Annotated in this window: 19 protein-coding genes; 16 read left to right on the forward strand and 3 right to left on the reverse strand. The window is 62.4% G+C overall.

What is annotated here, in order from left to right:
- Positions 1-15: 15 nt before the first annotated feature.
- Positions 16-948, reverse strand: coding sequence for a lipid A biosynthesis lauroyl acyltransferase (locus tag C4K27_RS22570; RefSeq protein WP_038576968.1), 933 nt, complete (start codon positions 946-948; stop codon positions 16-18).
- A gap of 121 nt (positions 949-1069) precedes the next feature.
- Between C4K27_RS22570 and minC the strand changes: the two genes are divergently transcribed.
- From minC to C4K27_RS22610, 9 genes are all read left to right on the forward strand, one after another.
- On the forward strand, positions 1070-1807 hold the full coding sequence (gene minC, locus C4K27_RS22575; RefSeq protein ID WP_009045065.1) for a septum site-determining protein MinC: 738 nt from the start codon (positions 1070-1072) through the stop codon (positions 1805-1807).
- A gap of 166 nt (positions 1808-1973) precedes the next feature.
- A complete protein-coding gene (minD, locus tag C4K27_RS22580) occupies positions 1974-2786 on the forward strand; it encodes a septum site-determining protein MinD (protein WP_007928664.1) in 813 nt (270 codons plus the stop codon).
- The gene (gene minE / locus C4K27_RS22585) at positions 2786-3040 is read left to right on the forward strand and encodes a cell division topological specificity factor MinE (RefSeq protein ID WP_007928666.1); all 255 of its coding nucleotides are present in this window, start codon (positions 2786-2788) and stop codon (positions 3038-3040) included. The genes minD and minE overlap by 1 nt, the downstream gene beginning before the upstream one ends.
- A gap of 103 nt (positions 3041-3143) precedes the next feature.
- Complete coding sequence (locus tag C4K27_RS22590) at positions 3144-3779, forward strand: RluA family pseudouridine synthase (RefSeq protein ID WP_007928667.1); 636 nt, start codon at positions 3144-3146, stop codon at positions 3777-3779.
- 157 nt (positions 3780-3936) lie between these two features.
- The gene (locus C4K27_RS22595) at positions 3937-4773 is read left to right on the forward strand and encodes a hypothetical protein (RefSeq protein WP_007928668.1); all 837 of its coding nucleotides are present in this window, start codon (positions 3937-3939) and stop codon (positions 4771-4773) included.
- Positions 4774-4878: 105 nt separating this feature from the next.
- The gene (locus C4K27_RS22600; RefSeq protein WP_053262228.1) at positions 4879-6168 is read left to right on the forward strand and encodes a M18 family aminopeptidase; all 1290 of its coding nucleotides are present in this window, start codon (positions 4879-4881) and stop codon (positions 6166-6168) included.
- Between the two features lie 198 nt (positions 6169-6366).
- Positions 6367-6543, forward strand: a complete 177-nt coding sequence (locus C4K27_RS31300; RefSeq protein ID WP_007927853.1) for a hypothetical protein — start codon at positions 6367-6369, stop codon at positions 6541-6543.
- A gap of 78 nt (positions 6544-6621) precedes the next feature.
- Positions 6622-8778 (forward strand): mechanosensitive ion channel family protein, encoded by a 2157-nt coding sequence (locus tag C4K27_RS22605; RefSeq protein WP_009045069.1) that lies wholly within the window; start codon positions 6622-6624, stop codon positions 8776-8778.
- Between the two features lie 108 nt (positions 8779-8886).
- A complete protein-coding gene (locus C4K27_RS22610; RefSeq protein WP_053262229.1) occupies positions 8887-10233 on the forward strand; it encodes an amidohydrolase in 1347 nt (448 codons plus the stop codon).
- Between the two features lie 54 nt (positions 10234-10287).
- On the opposite strand, the gene phnR is transcribed toward C4K27_RS22610, so the two are convergent.
- The gene (phnR, locus tag C4K27_RS22615; protein ID WP_009050226.1) at positions 10288-11001 is read right to left on the reverse strand and encodes a phosphonate utilization transcriptional regulator PhnR; all 714 of its coding nucleotides are present in this window, start codon (positions 10999-11001) and stop codon (positions 10288-10290) included.
- Between the two features lie 352 nt (positions 11002-11353).
- Here phnR and C4K27_RS22620 point away from each other — a divergent pair, with 352 nt between their 5' ends.
- The 6 genes from C4K27_RS22620 to C4K27_RS22645 all read left to right on the forward strand — a co-directional run bounded on the left by C4K27_RS22620 (position 11354) and on the right by C4K27_RS22645 (position 16658).
- Positions 11354-12421: an ABC transporter substrate-binding protein gene (locus C4K27_RS22620; protein WP_053262230.1), complete on the forward strand. Its 1068-nt coding sequence runs from the start codon at positions 11354-11356 to the stop codon at positions 12419-12421.
- Between the two features lie 124 nt (positions 12422-12545).
- The gene (locus C4K27_RS22625) at positions 12546-13352 is read left to right on the forward strand and encodes an alkaline phosphatase family protein (protein ID WP_053262231.1); all 807 of its coding nucleotides are present in this window, start codon (positions 12546-12548) and stop codon (positions 13350-13352) included.
- Entirely contained in the window at positions 13331-14194 is an 864-nt protein-coding gene (locus tag C4K27_RS22630; protein ID WP_164523771.1) for an ABC transporter permease, read from the forward strand. The genes C4K27_RS22625 and C4K27_RS22630 overlap by 22 nt, the downstream gene beginning before the upstream one ends.
- Complete coding sequence (locus C4K27_RS22635) at positions 14181-14981, forward strand: ABC transporter permease (RefSeq protein ID WP_053262232.1); 801 nt, start codon at positions 14181-14183, stop codon at positions 14979-14981. The genes C4K27_RS22630 and C4K27_RS22635 overlap by 14 nt, the downstream gene beginning before the upstream one ends.
- Positions 14978-15967 (forward strand): ABC transporter ATP-binding protein, encoded by a 990-nt coding sequence (locus C4K27_RS22640; protein ID WP_053262233.1) that lies wholly within the window; start codon positions 14978-14980, stop codon positions 15965-15967. The genes C4K27_RS22635 and C4K27_RS22640 overlap by 4 nt, the downstream gene beginning before the upstream one ends.
- A gap of 37 nt (positions 15968-16004) precedes the next feature.
- Positions 16005-16658, forward strand: coding sequence for an HAD family hydrolase (locus C4K27_RS22645; protein WP_009045076.1), 654 nt, complete (start codon positions 16005-16007; stop codon positions 16656-16658).
- A 111-nt stretch (positions 16659-16769) separates the two neighbouring features.
- Here the strand turns inward: C4K27_RS22645 and C4K27_RS22650 are convergent, their stop codons facing one another.
- Positions 16770-17732 (reverse strand): zinc-binding dehydrogenase, encoded by a 963-nt coding sequence (locus C4K27_RS22650; protein ID WP_053262234.1) that lies wholly within the window; start codon positions 17730-17732, stop codon positions 16770-16772.
- Positions 17733-17870: 138 nt separating this feature from the next.
- On the opposite strand from C4K27_RS22650, the gene C4K27_RS22655 reads away from it, so the two are divergent.
- A complete protein-coding gene (locus C4K27_RS22655) occupies positions 17871-19955 on the forward strand; it encodes a carboxy terminal-processing peptidase (RefSeq protein WP_164485204.1) in 2085 nt (694 codons plus the stop codon).
- Positions 19956-20037 lie beyond the last annotated feature (82 nt).

Consider the following 20037-nt stretch of genomic DNA (forward strand, 5'->3'; position numbering starts at 1 on the left):
CCTAACGCGATAAATTCAACCGCGCTTCTTATACAGCTTCGGCTCGCCTGGCGGACGGCTCTTGAAGCGCCGATGCGCCCACAGATACTGCTCCGGACACTCGCGCAGCACACCTTCGATCCACTGGTTGATGCGCAGGCAATCGGCCTCTTCGGTCTCACCCGGGAAATCCTGCAACGGCGGGTGAATCACCAGCCGATAACCACTGCCATCGGCCAGCCGCTGCTGAGTGAAAGGCACCACCAGGGCCTTGCCCAGCCGGGCGAACTTGCTGGTGGCGGTGACCGTCGCCGCCTGGATGCCGAACAGCGGCACGAACACGCTCTGCTTGGCGCCGTAATCCTGGTCCGGTGCGTACCAGATGGCCCGCCCGGCGCGCAGCAGCTTGAGCATGCCGCGCACGTCTTCACGCTCCACCGCCAGGGAATCCAGATTGTGCCGCTCGCGGCCACGACGCTGGATGAAATCGAACAGCGGGTTCTTGTGCTCGCGGTACATGCCGTCGATGGTGTGCTGCTGGCCCAGCAAGGCGGCGCCGATCTCCAGGGTGGTGAAGTGCAGGGCCATGAGGATCACGCCCTTGCCTTCCAACTGCGCCTGCTTGAGATGCTCCAGGCCTTCGACATGGGCCAGGCGCGCCAGGCGCGGCTTGGACCACCACCAGCTCATGGCCATTTCGAAAAAGGCGATGCCGGTGGAGGCGAAGTTTTCCTTGAGCAGGCGCTTGCGCTCGGCGGCGGACTTTTCGGGGAAACACAGTTCCAGGTTACGCTTGGCGATCCGCCGACGCTCACCGGCCACCCGGTACATCAGCGCGCCCAGGGCACGGCCGATCCACAGCAGCAACGGATAAGGTAGCTGGACCACCAGCCATAGCAGGCCCAGGCCCAGCCACAGCGGCCAAAAACGGGGATAAAGAAATGCAGCTCGAAAACGCGGGCGATCCATTACAGATTCCGGACAGACAACAAGGTCGCGCATTCTACATCGGTTCGACCCGGCTTGCGGCCCGCGGGCGTTCTCGTTATAAGTCTCGGCACTTTTAGTGACAAGCCGCTTTATGCCGACCATGAGCCAAACCGAATCGCAAGACCTGGATCCTGTGTTCCAGTTGAAGGGCAGCATGCTGGCCATCACCGTGCTGGAACTGGCCCGCAACGACCTCGAGGGCCTCGATCGCCAACTGGCGGCGAAGGTCGCGCAAGCCCCGAATTTCTTCAGTAACGCCCCGCTGGTGCTGGCGCTGGACAAGCTGCCGGCCAGCGAAGGCGCGGTCGATCTGCCCGGCCTGATGCGCGTCTGCCGTCACCATGGTCTGCGCACCCTGGCGATCCGCGCCAGCCGCATCGAAGACATCGCCGCGGCGATCGCCGTCGACCTGCCCGTGCTGCCGCCTTCCGGCGCCCGGGAACGGCCGCTGGAACCGCAGGAAAACGAAGCCCGGAAAAAGCCTGAAAAGCCGCCTGAGCCGACCATCAAGCCCACCCGCATCATCACTTCGCCAGTACGCGGCGGGCAGCAGATCTATGCCCAGGGTGGCGATCTGGTCGTGACCTCCTCGGTCAGTCCGGGTGCGGAACTTCTGGCCGATGGCAACATCCATGTATACGGCCCGATGCGCGGTCGAGCGCTGGCCGGGGTCAAGGGAGATACCAAGGCACGGATTTTCTGTCAGCAATTGAGCGCTGAACTGGTGTCCATCGCCGGCCAGTACAAGGTTTCCGAGGACCTGCGGCGCGATCCGTTGTGGGGTGCCGGGGTCCAGGTCAGCCTGTCGGGTGACGTGTTGAACATCACACGTCTTTAACGGATACTGCCGCATTTTCCAAGCATCTCTAAAACGTAGCGAATACGGCTCAAACGAAGTAGGAGCAGGTGTTAACCGACCTCCAGCCAAGGCTGTCCGACTGCAGTAGTTTTCAAGAGATGTTTTTCAGGGGCTAAAAGTCCTTTTTCCTTAGGGGTGAAACACCTTGGCCAAGATTCTCGTGGTTACATCCGGCAAGGGTGGTGTGGGTAAGACCACCACCAGCGCCGCTATCGGTACCGGCCTCGCTCTGCGCGGCCACAAAACAGTCATCGTCGACTTCGACGTCGGCTTGCGTAACCTCGACCTGATCATGGGTTGCGAACGTCGCGTGGTGTATGACTTCGTCAACGTGGTCAACGGCGAAGCCAACCTGCAGCAAGCCCTGATCAAAGACAAGCGCCTGGAAAACCTCTACGTACTGGCCGCCAGTCAGACCCGCGACAAAGACGCGCTGACCCAGGAAGGCGTGGAAAAAGTGCTGATGGAGCTCAAGGAGACCTTCGAATTCGTGGTCTGCGACTCCCCGGCCGGTATCGAGAAAGGTGCTCACCTGGCCATGTACTTCGCCGACGAAGCGATTGTCGTGACCAACCCGGAAGTTTCCTCGGTACGTGACTCCGACCGCATGCTGGGCCTGCTGGCCAGCAAGTCCAAGCGCGCGGAGAACGGCGAAGACCCGATCAAGGAACACCTGCTGCTGACCCGCTACAACCCTTCGCGTGTCAGCAACGGCGAAATGCTTGGCGTCGAAGACGTCAAAGAGATTCTCGCAGTAACGCTGCTGGGCGTGATTCCAGAATCCCAGGCAGTACTCAAGGCTTCCAACCAAGGCGTTCCGGTGATTCTCGATGACCAGAGCGACGCCGGCCAGGCGTACAGCGATGCTGTCGACCGTCTGCTGGGTAAAACCGTGGAACACCGGTTCCTTGATGTTGAGAAGAAGGGATTCTTCGAGCGCCTGTTTGGAGGTAGGTAATGAATCTTTTTGACTTCTTTCGTGCCAGCAAAAAAGTAAGCACCGCGTCGGTAGCGAAAGAGCGTCTACAGATCATCGTGGCGCATGAACGCGGCCAGCGCACTACCCCTGATTACTTGCCTGCCTTGCAGAAGGAACTGGTGGAAGTCATCCGCAAGTACGTCAATATCGGGTCCGATGACGTGCATGTCGCCCTGGAAAACCAGGGCAGCTGCTCGATCCTGGAACTCAATATCACCCTGCCTGATCGCTGATCGATTCGGCTGGAGCCACGGCGGCTCGGTCCCTCGGTTTTTCTGCTCCTGTAGAAGCCGGGTCGATCGAGCCGCCGTTGGCGTTTGTTACGAGGCTGTTTTAATGCCGCTGTCGAATATCCGCATCATTCACCAGGACGCCGCCGTCCTGGTGGTGGACAAGCCCACCCTGCTGCTCTCCGTGCCCGGCCGGGCCGATGACAACAAGGATTGCCTGATCACCCGCCTGCAGGAAAACGGCTACCCGGAAGCCCGTATCGTCCATCGCCTGGACTGGGAAACCTCCGGCATCATCCTGCTGGCCCGCGACCCCGATACCCATCGCGAACTGTCCCGGCAATTTCACGACCGCGAGACCGAAAAAGCCTACACCGCCCTGTGCTGGGGCCAGCCGGAACTGGACAGCGGTAGCATCGACCTGCCACTGCGCTACGACCCGCCGACCAAACCGCGGCACGTGGTGGATCACGAATTCGGCAAGAACGCCCTGACCTTCTGGCGAGTGCTGGAACGCTGCGGCGACTGGTGCCGCGTCGAGCTGACCCCGATCACCGGGCGCTCGCACCAGTTGCGGGTGCATATGCTGTCCATCGGCCACCCGCTGTTGGGCGACGGCCTGTACGCGCATCCGCAAGCGCTGGCCGCCTGGCCACGCCTGTGCCTGCACGCCAGCATGCTCAGCTTCACCCATCCGCAGAGTGGCGAACGCCTGCGCTTCGAGTGCCCGGCACCATTCTGATCGAGAGCGGCCACCGTAGCGAAACGCCCCTCGATTGAGGGGCATACAGACGCGGAAAAATCTGATCAAAAATGAAGATTAATCTGAACAATTTGTTATGAATTTGTGAAAATAATATTAAAATAGTGGCTATTCGACATTAAGGCAGGAAGCCCTCGTGCTCAGCAGTCAGCCATTTCAACGCGATTACCCTTTCACCTTCTGCTTTCTGAATACCACCCTGCACCTTCGCGAAAAACCTTCGGCAGACGCCTGCACAGCCCTCGAACAACTCATCCGCCAACGTCACGCCCACAAACAGACCCGCGCCAGCACCCCCTTGGCGACCGGCGAGACACCGCTGTTCGCCAAGGTGCAGCCCCTGGATACGCTCAAGGCGAAAGTTCGCGTCACCCTGGGCAAGCCCCAGCGCAACGGCCGCTTCGACTGGCCGCTGGAAGAGCTGATCAACACCGTCGAAGCCCAGCGACGCGGCGTACAGATGTCCGACCTTGAAGGATTCGGCTATACCCGCGATCGCCTGGGGCTGGTACAGGAATACTTCATCATTACCCGCCTGCTGGATGATTACGTCGACGGCGTACAGTGGTTGCGCAACAACCCGGACAAGATCGAGCCTTTTATCCGCGATGCATTCGGCCTGCTGCACTCCCTCGCGCAAAAGAACATCACCCACATGGATTTCTGGGCTGGCAACATCATGATCAGCCCCCAGGCTCCGCTCAAGGCCATCGACTTCGAGAACTGCTTCGCGACCATCACGCCCCATGCCAGCGAAACCCTGGGTTTTCAGTTGGGGTTCTTCTATCGCCGCGAAGTCTACAAACTGATCACCGAAGCGCAGTACGACGCGCTGGTGGAGGAATACCTCGATCAACTGCCGGGCATTTGCGCAGAGAAATTCAATGAGGTTTACCAGGCCAGCAAGCATGAATATGTGGGTCGCAAGCAACGCCGCGAAGTGTTCCTCAAAGGCAACCTGATCACCGGTTGAGCCGTTTTCCCTGCCGCGATGAATGTTGTCTCCCTCAACGGCATTGCGCCTGCAATGCCGCGAGCCGATACGGTAAACTCGCGCCACTGCTGTCTGGAGTTACTTATGCGCGAAGAGTTGAACCAGGGCCTGATCGACTTCCTCAAGGCCTCCCCTACCCCTTTCCATGCAACCGCCAGCCTCGTACAACGCCTGGAGGCCGCGGGCTACCAGCGTCTCGACGAGCGCGAGCCGTGGACCACCGAAGCCAACGGTCGCTACTACGTCACCCGCAATGACTCCTCCATCGTGGCCGTCAAGCTGGGGCGGCACTCGCCTCTGCAAGGCGGGATCCGCATGGTCGGCGCGCACACCGACAGCCCGTGCCTGCGGGTCAAGCCGCAACCTGAGCTGCAACGCCAGGGCTTCTGGCAACTGGGCGTGGAAGTCTATGGCGGCGCCCTGCTGGCGCCCTGGTTCGACCGCGACCTGTCGTTGGCCGGCCGCGTCACCTTCCGCCGCGACGGCAGGGTTGAAAGCCAGCTGATCGACTTCAAGGCGCCCATCGCGATCATCCCCAACCTGGCGATTCACCTTAATCGCGAAGCCAACCAGGGCTGGGCCATCAATGCCCAGACCGAGTTGCCGCCGATCCTCGCGCAATTCGCCGGCGACGAGCGGGTCGACTTCCGCGCGGTGCTGACCGACCAGCTGGCCCGCGAACACGGCCTGAACGCCGATGTGGTGCTCGATTACGAGCTGAGCTTCTACGACACCCAAAGCCCGGCGGTGATCGGCCTGCACGGCGACTTCATCGCCGGCGCGCGCCTGGACAACCTGCTGTCCTGCTACGCCGGCCTGCAAGCCTTGCTCAACGCCGACACCGAGGAAACCTGCGTGCTGGTCTGCAACGACCACGAAGAAGTCGGCTCCTGCTCGGCCTGTGGCGCCGACGGCCCGATGCTCGAACAGACCCTGCGCCGCCTGCTGCCCGAAGGCGACGAATTCGTGCGTACCATCCAGAAGTCGCTGCTGGTCTCGGCCGACAACGCCCACGGCGTGCACCCCAACTACGCCGACAAGCACGATGCCAACCACGGCCCGAAACTCAACGCCGGCCCGGTGATCAAGGTCAACAGCAACCAGCGCTACGCCACCAACAGCGAAACCGCCGGTTTCTTCCGCCACCTGTGCATGGCCGAGGAAGTGCCGGTGCAAAGCTTCGTGGTGCGCAGCGACATGGGTTGTGGCTCGACCATCGGCCCGATCACCGCCAGCCACCTGGGCGTGCGCACCGTGGATATCGGCCTGCCGACTTTCGCCATGCACTCGATCCGCGAACTGTGCGGCAGCCACGACCTGGCCCATCTGGTGAAGGTCTTGAGCGCGTTCTACGCCAGCCGCGATCTGCCGTAAGCTCCATGTAGCCGCTGCCGCAGGCTGCGACAAGCCCGAAGGGCTTCAGCGATCCCAAGATCCTGCGCCTGTTTTTACAGGTGATCGCAGCCAGCGCCAGCGGCTACAGGGTGCCGAAGCATTTCTGATGCACATCAACCCGAACCTCGCCAAAGCCACCTAGACTTAGGACTATCCCCTTCCGACAAGGCTGTCGCCATGATCTCGATGTCTTCGTTCCACGCCATGCTCATTCCCATTCTCTCGGGAATGATCCTGTTGGCCATCGGCTACAACTTCCGCGACAAGAACGCCGGCATCTTCAGCATGTGGGCCGGTATGCTGCTGATCCTCGGCACCGTGATCTACAAGATCCTCGCCAAACTCGCCGAATAAATCCGCCGTCCAGGCTCGCATTGGTATTGGCTGCCTCGTACACTCGGTCGATCCGCTTTTTCTGAGGTTGACCGCCCAGTGTTTGCTCGTCTTTCCGTTCTGCCCTACTGCCTGTTTCTCTGTCTCCTGACACTGTTGCCGCTGTCATCGGCCCAGGCAGTGGGTTTACCGGGCCTGCTCAACAGCGGCAAAACCCAGCCGCAAGCCGAGCAGCCCCTGGGGCAGTCGCTGGATGAAGTGATCAAGTCCCTGGAAAACGACCAGCAACGCACCCAGTTGCTGACCGACCTGAAAAAACTCCGCGACGCCACGAAGAAGGCCCAGACGCCCGCCGAAGAAGGCGTGCTCGGCCTGATCGGCGGCACCCTGTCCAGCTTCGAAAAACAGTTCTCCGGCGCCGACAGCCCGATCACTCGCTGGTCGAACGAATTCGATCAGGCCCAGGATGAACTGGCGGCCCTGATGCTGCCGGCCAGCGAATGGCTGCCGATCATCTTCGCCTTCGCCCTGATCCTGATGGTCTGGAGCCTTCTCGCCGCGGCGCTGATCTGGCTCAGCCACCGCCTGCGCGAGCGTTTCGGCCTCACCGAAGAACTGCCGCAACACCCCAAGACCTGGGACCTGCTGCGCTTCGCCCTGCGCAAACTGGGGCCCTGGCTGATCGCGTTGATCATGACCGTGTACATGACCTACAAACTGCCGTCGTCCCTGGGCAAGGACCTGGCCATGGTCCTGGCTTATGCGCTGGTGGTCGGCACCTGCTTCTCGGCAATCTGCGTGATCGCCTTTTCCGTGCTGGACGGTCCGAACCGTCACCGCGCGCTGTACATCCTGCGTCGCCAGGCGTTCCGGCCGTTGTGGCTGATCGGCAGTTTCGCCGCCTTCGGCGAGGCCTTGAGCGACCCACGGTTGATCGCCAGCCTGGGCAGCCACCTGGCGCACACCGCAGCCACCTTCGCCAATGTGATGGCGGCCTTGTCCACCGGGGTGTTCATCCTGCGTTTCCGCCGGCCGATCGCTCACCTGATCCGCAACCAGCCGCTGTCCCGCCGCCTGACCCGCCGCGCCCTGAGCGACACCATCGAGATCATCGGCACCTTCTGGTACCTGCCAGCGCTGGTGCTGGTGGCCATTTCCCTGTTCGCCACCTTCATTTCCGCCGGCGACACCAGCACCGCCCTGCGCCAGTCGCTGATCTGCACCGTGCTGCTGGTGCTGTGCATGGTGATCAACGGCCTGGTGCGCCGCCATTCCCTCAAGCCCCAGCGCGGGCACAAGCGCCACGCCCTGTATTCCGAGCGTCTCAAAGGCTTCTTCTACACCCTCGCCCACCTGCTGGTGTGGCTGGTGTTCATCGAACTCGGCCTGCGGGTCTGGGGCATGTCGCTGATCCGCTTCACCGAAGGCGACGGCCACGAAATCAGCGTCAAGCTGTTCAGCCTCGGCGGTACCCTGCTGTTCGCCTGGCTGATCTGGATCCTCAGCGACACCGCGGTGCACCACGCCCTGACCCGCTCGCGCAAAGGCCTGGCCAATGCCCGGGCACAGACCATGATGCCGCTGATCCGCAACGTGCTGTTCGTGGCGATCTTCATCATTGCCCTGATCGTCGCCCTGGCGAACATGGGTATGAACGTCACGCCACTGCTGGCCGGTGCCGGGGTGATCGGCCTGGCCATCGGTTTTGGCGCCCAGTCGCTGGTGGCCGACCTGATCACCGGCCTGTTCATCATCATCGAGGACTCCCTGGCCATCGACGACTACGTGGATGTCGGCGGCCATCTGGGTACCGTCGAAGGCTTGACCATCCGCACCGTGCGCCTGCGCGACATCGACGGCATCGTGCACACCATCCCGTTCAGCGAAATCAAGAGCATCAAGAACTACTCCCGGGAGTTCGGCTACGCGATCTTCCGGGTGGCCATTCCGTACAACATGGACATAGACGAAGCCATCAAACTGATGCGCGATGTCGGCCAGAAGATGCGTACCGACCCGCTGCAACGGCGCAATATCTGGTCGCCGCTGGAGTTCCAGGGGGTGGAAAGCTTCGAGTCCGGCAACGCGATTCTGCGCGCCCGCTTCAAGACCGCGCCGATCAAGCAATGGGAAGTGTCGCGAGCCTTCAACCTGTCCCTCAAGCGTCACCTCGACGAAGCCGGAATGGACCTGGCCACGCCACGCATGAGCGTGCAGGTGATCACCGCCGGCGGCGGGCCCCAGCAAGAGGAGTAAGGCGTCCGGCCGCGTCTCGGCAAGGGCGCGGCCGCACTCTCCAGGGTTGGGGTGGTCACAGGTTCTGGCACCTGAGCAGCACAACACTAATCATGGAGAGAGTCCCCTATGCAGCTATCCGCTATCGCCCAAGCCTGCCTGATCGGCGTCCTGGCCTTGTCCGGCCAGGCCGCCAACGCTGTCGACGACAGCGCCATGGAACAGGCCCGCCAGCACATCGCCGAACAGGCCAAAGCCCTGGAGCCAGCACTGCTGGAAACCCGTCGCGATATCCACGCCCACCCGGAACTCGGCAACACCGAACAGCGCACCGCACAGCTGGTAGCCACGCAATTGCGCGCCCTGGGCCTGGAGGTCAAGACCGGCGTCGCCCGCACCGGCGTGATGGCGGTGCTCAAGGGCGCCCTGCCCGGCCCCACCGTGGCCTTGCGCGCCGATATGGACGCTCTGCCGGTCAAGGAAGTCGCGGACCTGCCGTTCGCCTCCAAGGCCAAGGGGCGCTACCTGGACAAGGAAGTGGACGTCATGCACGCCTGCGGCCACGACGCCCACACCGCCATCCTGCTGAGCACGGCGAAAATCCTCAGCGACATGCGCGAGCGCCTGCCCGGCACCGTGGTGTTCTATTTCCAGCCCGCCGAAGAAGGCCCGAGCGATTTCATCCCCGACGGCAAGAACACCTGGGGCGCGAAGATGATGGTGCAGGAAGGCGTGATGCAATCGCCCAAGCCGGACGCGGTGTTCGGCCTGCATGTCTGGGCCGGGATTCCGGCCGGACGCATCGCCTACCGCCCGGGCCCGACCCTGGCCAGCTCCGACGACCTGCGCATCAGGATTCTCGGCAAGCAGACCCACGCCGGCCGCCCCTGGGACGGCATCGACCCGATCACGGTCGGCGCCCAGACCGTCGTCGGGCTGCAAACCGTGGTCAGCCGCCGCACCGACATCTCGTCGTTTCCCTCGGTGGTCAGCATCGGCACCATCAACGGCGGCACACGCTACAACATCATCCCCGAGTCGCTGGACATGAGCGGCACCATCCGCTCATACGACTACGGCATTCGCCAAAAGCTGCACAGCGATGTGCGCCAGACCGTGGAAAAGATCGCCGAAAGCGGTGGCGCCAAGGCCGAGGTGAGCATCATCGAGAAGTACGACCCGACCATCAACGACCCGGCCCTGACCGAAAAGATGCTGCCGAGCCTGCGCTGGGCGGCCAAGGACGATGTGGTGCAGGGCCCGCTGGTGGGGGGCGCGGAAGACTTTTCCTTCTATGCCAAGGAGGTGCCGGGGCTGTTCGTGTTTCTCGGCGTGACACCGCGGGACCAGGACATGGCCAAAGCCGCGCCGAACCACAACCCGGGGTTCTTTGTCGATGAATCGGCGCTGGTGGTGGGCGTGCGTACCCTGGCGTCATTGACCACGGATTATCTGTTTGCCGGGGCCAAACCTTAAGGACTGGCCCCTGGCGTCATCGCGAACAAGCTCGCTCCCGCACCGGGAGCGGGCTCAGACCACATCGACACCGACATGGATCGCGTCGTGGCGCCAGAACTCCAGGTCGCAGTCGATCAGGCGCTGGTGCTGGTCGTAATTGACCCGGGCAATCCGCAACCCGGGGCTGCCGGCCGAAACCTTCAACGCCGCCGCGGCCTCCACCGGCAAGGAGGTCGGCACGATCTCGAAGCGCACCCGCCCGTAATGCAGGTCGTAGTGCCGGGCATACAGCTCGGTGATCGACTGGTTCAGGTCGAACTCGAGAATGCCCGGGAAGTACTGCGGATTGAGGTAGTGCTCGACATACAGCACCAGACGCTCGTCGATGCGTCGTACCCGACGGATCTGGATCACACTGGACAGCGCCGGCAGTTGCAGCCAGGCACAGACCGCCGCTGAAGCCGGTTGCAGGCGCGCCGAAATCATCTCGGTCGACGGCACGCGCCCCTGGGCGCTGACCATCGCGTGAAAATGACTGCGCTGCATCAGGTTGTAGGCCAGCCGTGGCGGCGAGACAAACCAGCCGCGCCGCTCCTCGCGGTAGATCTGGCCCTGGGCCTCCAGCTGCAACAAGGCTTCGCGCACGGTAATCCGCGTAGTGCCGAACAACTCGCTGAGCTTGCGCTCGGCCGGCAGCTTGCTACCGGGTGCCAACAACCCGTGATCGATCTGTTCCTGCAGGACCTGCCCAATGGCTGTCACCGCCTTGACTGCCTCTTCGCGCATCAACGTTACCTATCTGGACTAGACCAGCACTGTTTCAGGGCAAAACGTGCCTGGGAAAAAGGCACTCAACCTTCACCGAGAGCCTAGGCACTGCATATGACTGGCAGATGACAACGCCGCCAAATCGCTGTGCCAGACACCTGCAATTGGCTGGCCAAGTCCTTTCATATCAGCTGTTTAGCCCTGGGCTACGCTTATCTCGCAGACCCGTGCCTGACACTCGCAAACGCCTTGCAGGACTGATGCCGACATCAAAGTGTCATCCAGCCGGCTTAAATTGGCTCAGGTATTGCTGACCTAGACCAACAACGTTAGACAAACACAGCGTTGAACACGCCCAAAGGAGCTTCGGATGAAACAGTTTTTCCTGGCATCACTGTTAGGCTCGACCATCGCCCTGTGCACCGCCGCCATGGCCGCCGATACCGACTTGAAGACCCTGGAAGCCGCGGCGAAAGCCGAAGGCGCCGTCAACAGCGTCGGCATGCCCGACGACTGGGCCAACTGGAAAGGGACCTGGGAAGACCTGGCCAAGCATTACGGCCTCAAGCACATCGACACCGACATGAGCTCGGCCCAGGAGATCGCCAAGTTCGCCGCCGAGAAAGACAACGCCAGCGCCGACATCGGCGACGTGGGCGCGGCCTTCGGCCCGATCGCGGTCAAGCAGGGCGTGGTCCAGCCTTACAAGCCAAGCACCTGGGACCAGGTCCCGGACTGGGCCAAGGACAAGGACGGCAACTGGGCGCTGGCCTACACCGGCACCATCGCCTTCATCATCAACAAGAAGCTGCTGCACGGCTCCGAAGCCCCCAAAAGCTGGGCCGACCTGGAGAAAGGCAAATACAAGGTCTCCATCGGCGACGTGAGCACCGCCGCCCAGGCCGCCAACGGCGTGCTGGCCGCGGCCATCGCCAAGGGCGGCGATGAAAAGAACATCCAGCCGGCGCTGCTGATGTTCGCCGAGATCGCCAAGCAGGGGCGCCTGTCGCTGGCCAACCCAACCATCGCCACCATGGAAAAGGGTGAAGTGGAAGTCGGCGTGGTCTGGGACTTCAACGGCCTGAGCTACCGCAACAAGATGGTCAACAAGGACGACTACATCGTGCTGATCCCCTCGGACGGTTCGGTGATCTCCGGCTACACCACCATCATCAACAAATACGCCAAGCACCCGAACGCGGCCAAGCTGACCCGTGAATACATCTTCAGCGATGCCGGCCAGATCAACCTGGCGCGCGGCAATGCCCGTCCGATCCGCGCCGAACACCTGACCCTGCCCGCCGAAGTCCAGGCCAACCTGCTGCCCAACGAGCAGTACAAGAAAGTCACGCCGATCAAGGACGCCGACGCCTGGGAGAAAACCTCCAAGGGCCTGCCACAGAAATGGCAGGAAGAAGTGATCATCAACATGCAGTAATGCTGCATCCGTAGGAGCGAGCTTGCCCGCGATACAGGCACTGCGGTCTGTCTTAAACCGCAGTGAAGCCATCGCGGGCAAGCTCGCTCCTACAGGGCTGTTCTGTCTTGCGGAGTCCTCCCCCATGTCACACAACGTCATCCTTGTCGTGCTCGACGGCCTCAACCATGAGGTCGCCCGCCACGCCATGGGACACCTTCAGGCCTACGTCGGCGCGGGACGCGCAGCGCTATACAAGCTGGAATGCGAACTGCCGGCCCTGTCCCGACCGCTCTACGAATGCATCCTGACCGGGGTGCCACCGATCGACAGCGGCATCGTGCACAACAACGTCTCGCGCCTGTCCAACCAGCGCAGCATTTTCCACTACGCCAGCGCCGCCGGGCTCGGCACCGCCGCCGCGGCCTATCACTGGATCAGCGAGCTGTACAACCGCTCGCCGTTCAACCCGGCCCGGGACCGGCATACCGACAACAAGAAGCTGCCGATCCAGCATGGGCATTTCTACTGGAACGACCACTACCCCGATTCCCACCTGTTCGCCGACGCCGAACACCTGCGGTTGCGCCATGCGCCGAACTTTCTCCTGGTGCACCCGATGAACATCGACGACGCCGGGCACAAGCACGGCCTCGACAGCCCGCAGTACCGCAACAGCGCACGCTCGGCCGACATCATCCTCGCCGATTACCTGCAAGGCTGGCTCGACACCGGCTACCAGGTGCTGGTGACGGCCGACCACGGCATGAACAACGACCGTTCCCACAACGGCCTGCTGCCGGAGGAGCGGGAAGTGCCGTTGTTCGTTCTCGGCGATGCGTTCAGCTTCAGCCCCGTCGCCACGCCGGATCAGACCGAGTTGTGCGGCACCATCTGCGAGTTGCTCGGCGTGCCCCACGACAAACCTGTATGCCGGGAGTTGCTGAAGTGAATGCATTCACCCGCGGCAAATGGCTGGCAATCCTGTGCCTGCTGCCGTTTGCCCTGTTCTTCATCGTGTTCCAGATCGCCCCGCTGCTCTGGGTGCTGATCAACAGCCTGCAATCGGAAGAGTTCGGCTGGGGCCTGGCCAATTTCAACAAGATCTTCAGTTCCAGGTTCTATCTGCAAGCCATCCAGTACAGCCTGGAGATCAGCTTCTGGTCGAGCGTGTTCGGCATCGTCATCGCGATTCTCGGCAGCTACTCGCTGCGCCGGGTCGACTCGAAGCTGCGCAACTTCGTCAACGCCTTCGCCAACATGACCAGCAACTTCGCCGGCGTGCCCCTGGCGTTCGCCTTCATCATCCTGCTGGGCTTCAACGGCAGCATCACCATCATGCTCAAGCAGGCGGGGATCATTCAGGACTTCAACCTGTACTCCAAGACCGGCCTGATCATCCTCTACACCTACTTCCAGATCCCCCTGGGCGTGCTGCTGCTCTACCCGGCCTTCGATGCCCTGCGCGAAGACTGGCGCGAGTCCGCGGCACTGCTTGGCGCCAGTGGCTGGCAGTTCTGGCGCCACATCGGCCTGCCGGTGCTGACCCCGGCGCTACTGGGGACCTTCGTCATCCTGCTGGCCAACGCCCTGGGCGCCTATGCCACGGTCTATGCACTGACCACCGGCAACTTCAACGTGCTGCCGATCCGCATCGCCGCCATGGTTTCCGGCGACATCTCCCTCGACCCGAACATGGCCAGCGCCCTGGCCGTGGTCCTGGTGGCGCTGATGACCCTGGTGACCATCGTCCATCAGCTGCTGTTGAAGAGGAGCTACCATGTCTCGCGCTGAACCCGGCTCCGCCGCCCTCTATCACCGGGTCGTGGTGTACCTGCTGTTCGCCATTCTCCTGCTGCCTCTGGCCGGGACCCTGATCTACTCCATCGCCAGCAACTGGTCGGCGACCATCCTGCCCAGCGGCTTTACCTTCAAGTGGTACATCCAGCTGTGGAGCGACCCGCGCTTCCTGCACGCCTTCGGCCAGTCGCTGCTGGTCTGCGTCGGCGCCCTGATCCTGTCGGTGGTGCTGATCCTGCCGCTGCTGTTCGTGGTGCACTACCACTTCCCAAGGCTCGATGCGCTGATGAACATCCTGATCCTGCTGCCGTTCGCGGTGCCGCCGGTGGTGTCCTCGGTGGGCCTGCTGCAACTCTACGGTTCGGGACCGTTCGCCATGGTCGGCACACCGTGGATCCTCGTCGGCTGCTACTTCACCGTGGCCCTGCCGTTCATGTACCGGGCGATCACCAATAACCTGCAAGCGATCAACCTGCGCGACCTGATGGACGCCGCCCATCTGCTGGGCGCCAGTACCTGGCAGGCGGCTTTCCTGGTGGTGCTGCCGAATCTGCGCAAGGGCCTGATGGTGGCCCTGCTGCTGTCGTTCTCGTTCCTGTTCGGCGAGTTCGTGTTCGCCAATATCCTGGTGGGCACCCGCTACGAAACCCTGCAGGTCTACCTGAACAACATGCGCAACAGCAGCGGCCACTTCACCAGCGCGCTGGTGATTTCCTACTTCTTCTTTGTGCTGGTTCTGACCTGGGCCGCCAACATCTTGAACAAGGACAAAAGCCAATGAGCTTCGTCAGCGTCCAACACCTGCAGAAAAATTACAGTGGCACCCCGGTGTTCAGCGACATCAACTGCGAAATCCACAAGGGCGAATTCGTCACGCTGCTCGGCCCGTCCGGCTGCGGCAAGTCCACCCTGCTGCGCTGCATCGCCGGCCTGACCCCGGTGGACGCCGGCAAGATCCTCCTCGACGGCCACGACATCGTGCCCCTGAGCCCGCAGAAACGCGGGATCGGCATGGTGTTCCAGAGCTATGCGCTGTTCCCCAACATGACCGTGGAGCAGAACGTGGCGTTCGGCCTGCGCATGCAGAAGGTCAACGCCGACGAGAGCCACCAGCGCGTGCTCGAAGTCCTGCGCCTGGTGGAACTGCACGACTTCGCCAGCCGTTATCCCCATCAACTGTCCGGGGGCCAGTGCCAGCGCGTGGCCCTGGCCCGTTCGCTGGTGACCCGCCCGCGCCTGTTGCTGCTGGACGAGCCGCTGTCGGCGCTGGACGCGCGGATCCGCAAGCACCTGCGCGAACAGATCCGGCAGATCCAGCGCGAACTGGGGCTGACCACGATTTTCGTCACTCACGACCAGGAAGAAGCCCTGACCATGTCCGACCGCATTTTCCTGATGAACCAGGGCAAGATCGTCCAGAGCGGCGACGCCGAGACGCTCTACACCGCACCGGTGGATGTGTTCGCCGCCGGCTTCATCGGCAACTACAACCTGCTGGATGCCGAGAGCGCCAGCAAGCTGCTGCAGCGGCCGATCAACGGGCGTATCGCGATTCGCCCAGAGGCCATCGAACTGCGCAAGGACGGCGAACCCGACGCACTGATCCGCAGCCACAGCCTGCTGGGTAACGTGATCCGCTACCGGGTCGAGGCCCGTGGCGTGGAACTGGTGGTGGATGTGTTGAACCGCTCGCCGGACGATCTGCACCCCGACGGCCAACGCCTGGCACTTTCCATCGATCCCACGGCCCTCTGTGAGGTAGCCTGATGACTTTGACGCAGACGATTAAGAGAGAGCGGTACTAATGGCCCTGGCAATTTTTGATCTGGACGAGACCCTGATCCACGGCGACTGCGCCACCCTCTGGAGCGAACAGATGGGGCGCCTGGGCTGGGTCGACAGCGAGTCTTTCATGCGCCGCAACAACGAGCTGATGGACGCCTACAGCCACGGCAAGCTGGCCATGGAGGAGTTCATGGCCTTCAGCCTGGAACCGATGGCCGGACGCACCCCGGAAGAGGTCGGGCACCTGGTCGGCCCCTGGGTCGAGGACGTGATCGAACCGATCATTTTCAGCGACGCCTGCAAAGCCATCGCCGCCCACCGCAAGGCCGGCGACCGGATCCTGGTGATCTCGGCCTCGGGCACTCACCTGGTCCAGCCCATCGCCGAACGCCTGGGCATCGATGAAGTCCTGGGGATCGAGCTGGAGGTCCTGCACGGGGTCTACAGCGGCAATACCCTGGGCACCCTGACCTACCGCGAAGGCAAGGTCACCCGCCTGCTGGAATGGCTGGATGCCGAAGAAGAAAACCTCGAAGGCGCGAGCTTCTATTCCGACTCGCGCAACGACCTGCCATTGCTGCTGAAGGTCGACTACCCCCATGTGGTCAACCCGGACCCGGTGCTGCGCGAACACGCAGAAAAGGCCGGCTGGCCGATTCATCAGTGGAAATAAACGCCTCTGTAGCCGCTGCCGCAGGCTGCGATCGCCCACAACGTGGGCGCAAGATCTGAAGATCGCCGAAGCCCTTCGGACTTATCGCAGCCTTCGGCAGTGGCTACAAGATCATGCCAAGGTCTCGTCGATCAGCAGCACCAGCTTGCCCGACACCTGGTTGGTCGCCAGCTCGGCAAAGGCCGCTTCGGCGTCCTTGATCGGGAAGGTCATGGCCAGCTGCGGGCTCAGGCGCCCTTCGGCGAACAGTGGCCAGACATGCTGGCTGAGGTCGCTGAACAGATCGGCCTTGAACTGCTCGTCGCGGCTGCGCAAGGTCGAACCCAGCAACTGGATGCGCTTGCCGAGGATCTGCGCCAGGTCCAGTTGGGCCTCGCGCCCGCCCATCAAGCCGATCAGCACCCAGCGCCCGTCCAGGGCCAGCAGCTTGACGTTATGCGCGGCATAGTTGGCGCCGACCGGATCCAGGATCACATCGAACGGCCCGAAATCCCGCAGGCCTTCCAGGCCGTCGGTGCGCACCACGCCGCCCTGGGCCCCCAGCGCTTCACAGTAGGCCAGGCGGTCGCCGGAACCGACGCTGACCCAGCATGGGTTGCCAAACGCCTTGCACAACTGGATCGCGGCCGAACCGACACCACTGGCGCCGGCGTGCAGCAGGACCTTCTCCCCCGGCTTGAGGGCCGCCAGCTGGAACAGGTTCAGCCAGGCGGTGCTGTACACCTCGGGCAGCGCCGCCGCTTGCGCCAGGGACAGCCCTTCCGGCACCGGCAGGACATGACGGGCATCGACCACCACTTCCTCGGCCATGCCGCCCCCGGCCAGCAGCGCGCAGACCCGATCGCCGACCTGCCACGCAGAGCCCGGGCCGACCTCGCTGATCACCCCCGAGCACTCAAGGCCCAGCACCTTGCTGGCGCCCGGTGGCGGCGGATAGAGCCCGGCTCGTTGCAACAGGTCGGCCCGGTTCAGTCCCGCGGCCGCCACGCGGATTCGCACTTGTCCTACGTCGCACGTCGGACTGGGCTCTTCAACCCACTCCACATGACCTTCAACGCCTTGCAATGCTTTCACAGTGCCTCCATAGTGAGTCTGGACTGAGCCCGGAGCTGTAGCACCGGGCTTTTTGCATTATGCGACCGGTCCTTGTGGAACCGGCGACTTCAAAGACGGCCTAATATGCGTTATCAATTGCCCCCGCGTCGAATCAGCATGAAGCATTTGTTCCCCAGCACCGCCCTCGCTCTTTTCATTGGTCTCGGTCTGCTGCCGATGTCGACCAATACGTTCGCAGCCAATAGCTGGGACAAACTTCAGCCGGATCGCGACGAGGTAATTGCCAGCCTCAATGTCGTCGAGCTGCTCAAGCGTCATCACTACAGCAAGCCACCGCTGGACGACGCGCGCTCGGCGATCATCTATGACAGCTACCTGAAGCTGCTGGACCCGTCGCGCAGCTACTTCATGGCCAGCGACATCGCGGAATTCGACAAGTGGAAAACCCAGTTCGACGACTTCCTGAAAAGCGGTGACCTGAACGCCGGCTTCATCATTTACAAACGCTACCTGGACCGCGTCAAGGCGCGCCTGGACTTTGCCCTGGCCGAGCTGGGCAAAGGCGTCGACAAATTCGACTTCACCACCAAGGAGTCCTTGCTGATCGATCGCAAGGACGCGCCGTGGCTCAAGACCACCGCGGAACTCGACGACCTGTGGCGCAAGCGCGTCAAGGACGAAGTCCTGCGCATGAAGATCGCTGGCAAGGAACCCAAGCAGATCCAGGAAACGCTGACCAAGCGCTACAAGAATCAGCTCGCCCGCCTGGACCAGACCCGCGCCGAAGATATCTTCCAGGCGTACATCAACACCTTCGCCATGTCCTACGACCCGCACACCAACTATCTGTCGCCGGATAACGCGGAGAACTTCGACATCAACATGAGCCTGTCGCTGGAAGGCATCGGCGCCGTGTTGCAGAGCGACAACGACCAGGTCAAGGTCGTGCGCCTGGTGCCAGCCGGCCCGGCGGACAAGACCAAGCAGGTGGCCCCGGCGGACAAGATCATCGGCGTGGCCCAGGGCGACAAGGAAATGGTCGACGTGGTCGGCTGGCGCCTGGACGAAGTGGTCAAGCTGATCCGCGGTCCGAAAGGCTCGGTGGTGCGCCTGGAAATCATCCCGGCGAGCAACGCGCCGAACGACCAGACCAGCAAGATCGTCTCCATCACCCGCGAAGCGGTGAAGCTGGAAGAGCAGGCGGCGAAGAAGTCGATCCTCAACCTCAAGCAGGACGGCAAGGACTACAAGCTTGGGGTGATCGAGATCCCGGCCTTCTACCTGGACTTCAAGGCCTTCCGTGCCGGCGATCCGGACTACAAGAGCACCACCCGTGATGTGAAGAAACTGCTGACCGAGTTGCAGAAAGACAAGGTCGACGGCGTGGTCATCGACCTGCGCAACAACGGCGGCGGTTCCCTGCAGGAAGCCACCGAGCTGACCAGTCTGTTCATCGACAAGGGCCCTACCGTGCTGGTGCGTAACGCCGACGGCCGGGTCGACGTGCTCGAAGATGAAAACCCTGGCGCCTTCTACAAAGGGCCGATGGCGCTGCTGGTCAACCGTCTCTCGGCCTCGGCCTCGGAGATTTTCGCCGGTGCGATGCAGGACTATCACCGTGCCCTGATCATCGGTGGCCAGACCTTCGGCAAAGGCACCGTGCAGACCATCCAGCCGCTCAACCACGGCGAGCTGAAACTGACCCTGGCCAAGTTCTACCGGGTTTCCGGGCAGAGCACCCAGCATCAGGGCGTGCTGCCGGACATCGATTACCCGTCGATCATCGACACCAAGGAAATCGGCGAAAGCGCCCTGCCCGAAGCCATGCCATGGGACACCATTCGCCCGGCCATCAAGCCGGCGGTGGATCCGTTCAAGCCGTTCCTCGCGCAGCTGAAATCCGAGCATGACGTGCGCTCGGCCAAGGACGCCGAGTTCGTCTTCATCCGCGACAAGCTGGCACTGGCCAAGAAGCTGATGGCGGAAAAAACCGTCAGCCTCAATGAAGCCGAACGTCGGGCACAACACGCCGACATCGAGGCCAAGCAGCTGACGCTGGAAAACATCCGCCGCAAGGCCAAGGGTGAAGAGCCGCTCAAGGAGCTGAAGAAAGAAGACGAGGACGCCATCGCGGCCGCCGATCCGGACAAGACCAAGCCGGAAGACGACGCTTACCTCAGCGAAACCGGGCGAATCCTCCTCGATTACCTGAAGCTCAACACCGCGGTCGCCAAGCACTGAGATGATGGCAATTTAATGCTGACGCTCCTCGGAGCGTCATCAAACAGTCATCATTCTGTCGTGAAATAAAGGACCGGGCGCT

This window comes from Pseudomonas chlororaphis subsp. chlororaphis, assembly GCF_003945765.1.
GTDB classification, from domain to species: domain Bacteria; phylum Pseudomonadota; class Gammaproteobacteria; order Pseudomonadales; family Pseudomonadaceae; genus Aquipseudomonas; species Aquipseudomonas chlororaphis.